Source organism: Pseudomonas sp. R62 (assembly GCF_000257605.1).
In the GTDB taxonomy this organism is placed as follows: domain Bacteria; phylum Pseudomonadota; class Gammaproteobacteria; order Pseudomonadales; family Pseudomonadaceae; genus Aquipseudomonas; species Aquipseudomonas atacamensis.
In genome coordinates, this window is record NZ_JH635998.1 from 3,598,901 (window position 1) to 3,605,847 (window position 6,947).

Annotated in this window: 7 protein-coding genes; 3 read left to right on the forward strand and 4 right to left on the reverse strand. The window is 59.4% G+C overall.

Annotated elements, in window-relative coordinates; translation table 11 throughout:
- Positions 1–6 precede the first annotated feature (6 nt).
- Genes OQK_RS17220 through OQK_RS17230 form a run of 3 tightly spaced genes read right to left on the reverse strand, consistent with a single transcriptional unit; the run spans position 7 to position 3,222 of the window.
- A complete protein-coding gene (locus tag OQK_RS17220) occupies positions 7–1,545 on the reverse strand; it encodes a membrane protein (RefSeq protein WP_016773472.1) in 1,539 nt (512 codons plus the stop codon).
- Complete coding sequence (locus OQK_RS17225) at positions 1,532–2,509, reverse strand: stage II sporulation protein M (RefSeq protein ID WP_016773473.1); 978 nt, start codon at positions 2,507–2,509, stop codon at positions 1,532–1,534. Before OQK_RS17225 ends, OQK_RS17220 begins: the two co-directional genes overlap by 14 nt.
- Complete coding sequence (locus OQK_RS17230) at positions 2,506–3,222, reverse strand: RDD family protein (protein WP_016773474.1); 717 nt, start codon at positions 3,220–3,222, stop codon at positions 2,506–2,508. The genes OQK_RS17225 and OQK_RS17230 overlap by 4 nt, the downstream gene beginning before the upstream one ends.
- Positions 3,223–3,555: 333 nt before the next feature.
- On the opposite strand from OQK_RS17230, the gene sbcB reads away from it, so the two are divergent.
- On the forward strand, positions 3,556–4,986 hold the full coding sequence (sbcB, locus tag OQK_RS17235) for an exodeoxyribonuclease I (RefSeq protein ID WP_016773475.1): 1,431 nt from the start codon (positions 3,556–3,558) through the stop codon (positions 4,984–4,986).
- A gap of 98 nt (positions 4,987–5,084) precedes the next feature.
- Here sbcB and mvaT read toward each other — a convergent pair whose 3' ends face one another.
- Complete coding sequence (gene mvaT, locus OQK_RS17240) at positions 5,085–5,462, reverse strand: histone-like nucleoid-structuring protein MvaT (RefSeq protein ID WP_016773476.1); 378 nt, start codon at positions 5,460–5,462, stop codon at positions 5,085–5,087.
- Between the two features lie 337 nt (positions 5,463–5,799).
- Here mvaT and purU point away from each other — a divergent pair, with 337 nt between their 5' ends.
- Together purU and OQK_RS30790 are read left to right on the forward strand one after the other, a co-directional pair.
- On the forward strand, positions 5,800–6,648 hold the full coding sequence (purU, locus tag OQK_RS17245; protein ID WP_016773477.1) for a formyltetrahydrofolate deformylase: 849 nt from the start codon (positions 5,800–5,802) through the stop codon (positions 6,646–6,648).
- 81 nt (positions 6,649–6,729) lie between these two features.
- Positions 6,730–6,906, forward strand: coding sequence for a hypothetical protein (locus OQK_RS30790; RefSeq protein WP_016773478.1), 177 nt, complete (start codon positions 6,730–6,732; stop codon positions 6,904–6,906).
- The last annotated feature ends 41 nt before the right edge of the window (positions 6,907–6,947 follow it).

Consider the following 6,947-nt stretch of genomic DNA (forward strand, 5'->3'; position numbering starts at 1 on the left):
GCCGGTTCAATGCCCGGATCCTTTGCCGAACAATTCACGCCAGCCGTTGCACAGCTCTGCTTGCAGGTGCGCAGCTGGAAGTCGGTGCCCGTAGGCCATGTTCTGCCAGTGAACAGTGAGGTTGCGGCTGTAGGCGAGCAGGTCCGGGCGTTGCAATTGCTCAATGCGGTTGAGGATCTGGCTCTCGGTGTCGGCGGCTTTCAGCGTCAGGTGGAAATCATGCAACAGACGGCTGAGCAGGCCGCGATAGAGCAGGCCCAGCGCGGCGCGAGGTTCGCTCAGCCACAATTGTTCGGCGCTGCTGGCAATGTCATCCGGCAGGGTTTCACGGTTCAGATCGAGGCCGAAGACTTGTGGCGACGCCGGCGGTTTGCTGCGCGCTGGCAGGTTCGGGCGGCGGCTGACGAAAGCCCCGAGGAATTCGCGATAACGCCAGGCCAGCCAGCCCAGCGCGGCAATCAGCGCGCCCCACAACAGCACCTCAATCACGTTCGCCAAGGCATCAAGGTGTCGACCATCGAGCCAACCGAGAAGGGTTTTCAGCCACTGCGGTGCCTCACCCGCTTGCGCGTCTTTGGTCGGACTTGCCGGGTCGTCGCCAAAGCGATAACGGGTGACGCTCTCCTTGTTCTTGAACGGCGGTTGTTCGAGCAGCGACTGAATGCTGTCGCGCGAGGCCTGACTGGTCAGCGGCTGATTGAGCAACCGTGGAGCATCCGGCGCATCGCTGGCCCACACCGGTTGCAGGTTCGGCAGCAGCAGACACGCCGCCAGCAACACGCCGAGCACGCCGTTGTTCAAGCGCTGGCGCAAACGGCGGAAGACCAGCTCGATGTCCCAGGCTTCCAGTTGTGTGCGGCGGTTCAGGTACAGGCTGAAACCGCAGGCGACATACACCGGTCCCCAGGCCACCAGGATCAGCGCGTAAAAAACGTTGGTCAGGTGCTCCAGCCAGCGCCAATCCTGATCGGCGGCTAGCAAAAGCGATTGCCAGTCCCAGTCGGTTTCGATCTGCTGCGGCAAGAGCATGTAGAACAGCAGCATCAAGCCGATCCACAGCGCGGTTTCCAGATGCACGCCGATAATCGTCAGCCATTGCGCGGCGCCGCCGTTGCGTTGCAGCAGCACCTGCAGACGTTGTTGTCTGGCCTCGCCGTCGAGACCTTCGAGTTGCGTCACCGGCAGCACAAAGCTGCGACTCAGGCTCAGCCGGCGCCAGGTCAGACTCGCCAATAGTTGCGGCCTGAGCAGGCGCGGCCATTCACGCAAGGCTTGCTTGAGCGTCGGGGTTTCACCGAACAGCGCTTTGGAGAGGATGTACAGCGGCAGGCGTTCGTAGGCCGGTTTCAGCCACCAGAAAATGAACACCGCCAGTGATGGCGAATCCCACAGCAACAGGCTGAGCAGGGCGAACAGCGGCAGGGTGACGATCGCCCAACTGGTCATCAACAACCGCCGATGCTGCTGGCTCATCAATACGCCCAGGTCCATGGCTTCCCAGGTCGTGCGCGGGCGGATCACTACGCTGGCGTCACTCAGGCGCATGACGAATCCTTCCGGCAAACGACAGATAAACCACGACGGCCAGCCACAGCGCGGCGCCGACGGCGTATTTGGTCAGCGGCGTGACACTGGTTTTCGACGACCAGTAAGCCTCGATAAAGGCTGCGATCAACAGGAACAGCATGGCCCCGCACACCAGCAACACACTTTTGCGCGCGGCCAGGCGCAGCGCCTCGCCCCATGTCAGGCGTCCGGGGGCGATCAGCGCCCAGCCCAGCTTCAGGCCCGCCGCTCCGGCGAGGGCGATGGCGCTCAGTTCGAACGCACCGTGGCCGATCACGAACGACCAGAAGGTCTGGCCGAAACCGATCTCGCTGAGATGCCCGGCCACCGCGCCGATGATCATGCCGTTGTATAGCAGAAAGAATCCGCTGCCCACGCCCATCAACAAACCGCTGGCGAACGTCTGAAAGGCGATGCCCGTGTTGTGCATGACGTAATAGCCGAACATCACCCAGTCTTCGCTGGCCGCCCGTTCGGACGAGCGTCCGAGGTGGCCGGCAACGGGGTCGTACATGCCCTGCATCTCGCGCACCTGTTCGGCCGGGATCAGGTTGTAGATCAGTTCCGGGTTCAGATAAACCAGCACGCCGAAACCGATCAGGCTGCCGAAGAACAACAGGCTGGCGGCCGCAACAAAGCGCCACTGTTCGCGCACCAGTCGCGGGAAGTCGGCGAGGATAAAGCTGATGATGAGCGCCCCGAGGCGACTGCGATGCCGATAGAGCTGTTGATGGCCGCGCAGCACTTGCTGCTGTAATGAATCGATCAGAAAACTGCTGTAGCCACGCGCCTGGGCCAGAGCCAGATGTTGGCAGAGACGTCGATAGGCCTTGGGAAAATCGCTGACTTGCGCCGTATCCTTGCCGTGTTCGAGGCGTTCAAGCGCCACGGCGAAACGCTCCCATTCGGCCTTGTGGCGACTTTCGAACAGGCTCTGCTTCATGGGGTCGGCCCCAACAAACCGCGCGCGATGCCGTTGAGTTCAGACACGGCCTTGGGCGCAGAGATGTGCAGCGGCTGCGCCAGCAATGCCGCCAGCTCGTTGACCCGTGCGGGAGAGAGCTCGGCCTGACGCTCGGCGAAACCGAGTACCGCGCGTTGTTCGCTCAAGGTCAGTGGAACGGGGCAGCGACGAGGTTCGGCATCAGGCAATTGCGGTCGGCTCAGCGGCCGCTCGCTGTATACCACCAAGGTGCCGGCGGCAATGTCGCCGAGGCGTTTGAAGGTCGGGTGTTGCAGGCAACTGAGCGCACCGAGGAAATAGCCGAAGGGCAGTAGATCGACAAAGCGCAGCAGGTTGCGCAATAGCGAGGCCGACCAACCGATCGGCGTGCCGTCATCGTGTACCACGCGCAAACCCAGCCATTGCTTACCCGGCGAGCGGCCCTGACGCAGCACCTCGAACAACACCATGTACCACCAGCTGATGGCAAACAGCAGCAAGGAACCGAGGCCCATGCCGAGCTTGCCGAGAAATGCCAGCGCGATGAACAGCACGCCGAGGATCAAGCCGCGAATGCCCAGATCGATGGCAAACGCCACCGCGCGCACCATCAACCCGGCGGGGCGCAACGGCAGGTCGATGCCTTCCGGCGTTTCGACCTGATGGCGCGTATCCAGCGGTGCTTTCCTTCGCGGTGCTGTGGGCTCGAGCATGGGCTACCTGATGTTCGCCTGTTCGGGGTGCAAGTGCGCCTGATGCTAGCAGCCTCTCGGGGGGAAACGACATCACTATGTATTGCACAGCGTGTAACCACTCCGTAGGCGGACAATACTGGCCCTTGTGGGAGCGAGCTTGCTCGCGAAGGCGCAGTGACAGGCAGCCTCAATGTTGAATGTGCTGGACCCTTCGCGAGCAAGCTCGTTCCCACAGTTCGAGTACCTTTAAGCTGTAGGAAATTGGAAAAAATGCTGTTCGGAGGACAGGAGACTGGCTCCGGAGTCGGCTGAGCGCCTAGACTTCGCCGATCTTCTGTTCAGGATTCGCCCGTGACTTCAATCTTCTGGTACGACTACGAAACCACTGGCATCAATCCGCGCAACGACCGACCGCTGCAGGTGGCCGGGATTCGCACCGACCATGCGCTCAACGAGATCGACGAGCCGGTCAACCTCTATTGCCAGCCCAGCGAAGACATCCTGCCGCACCCGGCGGCGTGCGCGATCACTGGCATCACCCCCGGTCAGCTCGCTGAAAAAGGCTTGAGCGAAGCCGATTTCATGACTCGCGTGCATGCGCAACTGGCCGCACCGGGCACCTGTGGCGCCGGTTACAACACCTTGCGTTTCGACGATGAGATGACTCGCTACAGCCTGTATCGCAATTTCTTCGACCCCTATGCCCGTGAATGGCAGGGTGGCAACAGTCGCTGGGATCTGATTGATGTGGTGCGCGCCGCTTACGCATTGCGCCCGGACGGTCTGGTCTGGCCGACCGATGATGAAGGCCGCGTGACCCTCAAGCTCGAACGCCTGACAGCGGCCAACAATATCGATCACGGGCACGCTCACGAAGCCCTGTCGGATGTGCGCGCCACCATCGCGTTGGCGCGGCTGATTCGCGAGAAACAACCCAAGCTCTACGAGTGGCTGTTCCAGTTGCGCAGCAAACAGAAGGTGATGGATCAGATCCGCCTGTTGCAGCCACTGGTGCATGTGTCCGGGCGTTTCTCGGCGGCGCGCAGTTATGTCGGCGTGGTGCTGCCGCTGGCCTGGCACCCGAAGAATCGCAACGCCCTGATCGTCTGTGATCTGCATCTTGATCCGCAGGGGTTGCTGGACCTCGATGCGCAAGCCCTGCGTCAGCGTCTTTATACCCGTCGCGATGAGTTGGCCGAAGGTGAGTTACCGGTACCGCTCAAGCTGATTCATATCAATCGTTGCCCGGTTGTAGCGCCGCTGGCGGTATTGCGCGCACAAGACCAGCAGCGCCTTGGGCTGGACATGGCGCTTTATCAGGAGCGGGCAGTGCGACTAACTGACGCACAACAAGTGTGGAAAGATAAAGTCGCGGCGATTTATGCCAGCGAAGATTTCACTCCCAGCGAAGATCCCGAGCAGCAGTTGTACGATGGATTTATCGGTGATCGTGATCGTCGTTTATGCGAACAAGTTCGAACGGCCGACCCTGCGCAATTGGCGCAAGAGCACTGGCCTTTCGATGATGAACGTTTGCCTGAATTACTTTTTCGATATCGAGCACGCAACTTTCCGGACACCCTGGATGTGGCCGAGCAAGAGCGCTGGAAATTATTCTGTCAGCAGCGCCTGACGCAACCCGAGGCAGGTGCGCCGAATACCGTGCAGTCATTTATCGAGGCCGCCGAGCAATGGTCGCTTAGTGCGTCACCGATGCAGCGAGAGGTGCTCAATGACTGGCAGAATTATGTCCAGGCATTACGCAAACGTTTGAATCTGTGAAATCGAACATGCCCGGACAATAAATTACGGGCATAAAAAAACGCCAGCGCTAGCTGGCGTTCTTTTGTTCGCGGATCGCTCTGCGAAGGCGTCGCGGCTTAGCCCAGCAGGGTAGCCCAGCCTTCAACCACGTCGCCGCCCCACTTGGCTTTCCACTCTTTCAGAGTCTTGTGGTTGCCACCTTTGGTTTCGATGACTTCACCGTTGTGCGGGTTTTTGTATTGCTTAACTTTGCGTGCACGCTTGGTGCCGGTAGTTTTTACTGCGCCGCCACGTGGAGCCTTGGATTTGGCTTCTGGATCCAGCAGCGCGATGATGTCACGCAGCGACTTGGAGTATTCACCCATCAGCGTGCGCAGTTTGCCTTCGAATTCCAGTTCGGCTTGCAGTTTGTCGTCTTCGGACAGGTTCTTCAGACGGGCTTGCAGCTCTTTGATGGCTTCTTCGGTGGCGCGATATTCGTTGATCAAGGACATGAGTACTACCTTTTGTAGAATGCTGAATGACAGGGGACAGTGCCGCAATAATAGTCAGGCTGTTTCATCAAGTAAACATTTAGATCGGGTTTTTATTTAAATGAGTTACAGGAATTAGCCGCGACTTGAATGTTCAGTTAAATAATGTGATGCAGTCAGCACAGATATTTACAGTTGTCTGACAAAAGCCCTTCTAAAGCGTCACGGTCTTGACGTAAGACCTGCGTCAGAAAGCCGTTTCGCCATGCTTTATCCCACCCGGCGCGTATGCGTACTGCAGTTTTCCTGCGCAGTCGCTAGAATGGCGGCCTTTGTGAAGTTCTGGAGTTTCCCCCTCATGCGCACTTTTCGGCTGGTGATTTCTTGCCCGGACCGCGTTGGCATCGTTGCCAAAGTCAGTAATTTTCTGGCCTCTCATAATGGCTGGATCACCGAAGCGAGCCACCACTCTGACAATCAAGTGGGCTGGTTCTTCATGCGTCACGAAATCCGTGCCGACTCGCTGCCGTTCGGTATTGAAGAGTTGCGCGAGAAGTTCGCGCCGATCGCCGAAGAGTTCTCGATGGACTGGCGCATCACCGACACCGAGCAAAAAAAACGCGTAGTGCTGATGGCCAGCCGCGAATCCCACTGCCTGGCCGACCTGCTGCACCGCTGGCACAGCGATGAACTGGATTGCGAAATCTCCTGTGTGATCTCCAACCACGATGACCTGCGCAGCATGGTCGAGTGGCACGGCATCCCTTACTACCACGTGCCGGTCAATCCGCAGGACAAGCAGCCTGCATTCGACGAAGTATCGCGCCTGGTCAAACAGCACGACGCCGAAGTGGTGGTGCTGGCGCGCTACATGCAGATCCTGCCGCCGGACATGTGCCGCGAATACGCGCACAAGGTCATCAACATCCACCACAGCTTCCTGCCATCGTTCGTCGGCGCCAAGCCGTATCACCAAGCGTCGCTGCGTGGGGTCAAACTGATCGGCGCAACCTGCCATTACGTGACCGAAGAGCTGGACGCCGGCCCGATCATCGAGCAGGACGTGGTGCGTGTCAGCCACAGCGACAGCATCGAAGACATGGTGCGTTTCGGCCGTGACGTCGAGAAGATGGTGCTGGCCCGTGGTCTGCGTTATCACCTGGAAGACCGCGTGCTGGTGCACGGCAACAAGACGGTTGTGTTCTGATCGAGCACGCCACGCTTGAAAAACCAGGGGCCTGGGCGTTGAATCGCTCAGGCCCTTGTCATTTGAGCCCGAGGAAAAGCCATGAGCGATCCACTGGACAAAGCCACTTCCAAAGCCCCCGCCACCCTTGGTGAAGGTTGCCTGAGTCGTTACGACCCGGATGACATGAGCCCGGACGACGGCACCGAATTCCCCGGGGCCGCCGAACTTTGGGAGCAACTCCAGCAAGAGCAGGACGAACCTAAGAAGCCTGCCTGACGTTCACCAACTTCTTCAGCAACGGCTTGCCCAGCATCAAT

What these genes read in the sequence shown, in the direction of transcription:
- OQK_RS30790 (WP_016773478.1), top strand. Translation starts at nt 6,730, where the DNA reads ATGAGCGATCCACTGGACAAAGCCACTTCCAAAGCCCCCGCCACCCTT.
- purU (WP_016773477.1), top strand. Translation starts at nt 5,800, where the DNA reads ATGCGCACTTTTCGGCTGGTGATTTCTTGCCCGGACCGCGTTGGCATC.
- OQK_RS17230 (WP_016773474.1), bottom strand. Translation starts at nt 3,222, where the DNA reads ATGCTCGAGCCCACAGCACCGCGAAGGAAAGCACCGCTGGATACGCGC.
- mvaT (WP_016773476.1), bottom strand. Translation starts at nt 5,462, where the DNA reads ATGTCCTTGATCAACGAATATCGCGCCACCGAAGAAGCCATCAAAGAG.
- OQK_RS17225 (WP_016773473.1), bottom strand. Translation starts at nt 2,509, where the DNA reads ATGAAGCAGAGCCTGTTCGAAAGTCGCCACAAGGCCGAATGGGAGCGT.
- OQK_RS17220 (WP_016773472.1), bottom strand. Translation starts at nt 1,545, where the DNA reads ATGCGCCTGAGTGACGCCAGCGTAGTGATCCGCCCGCGCACGACCTGG.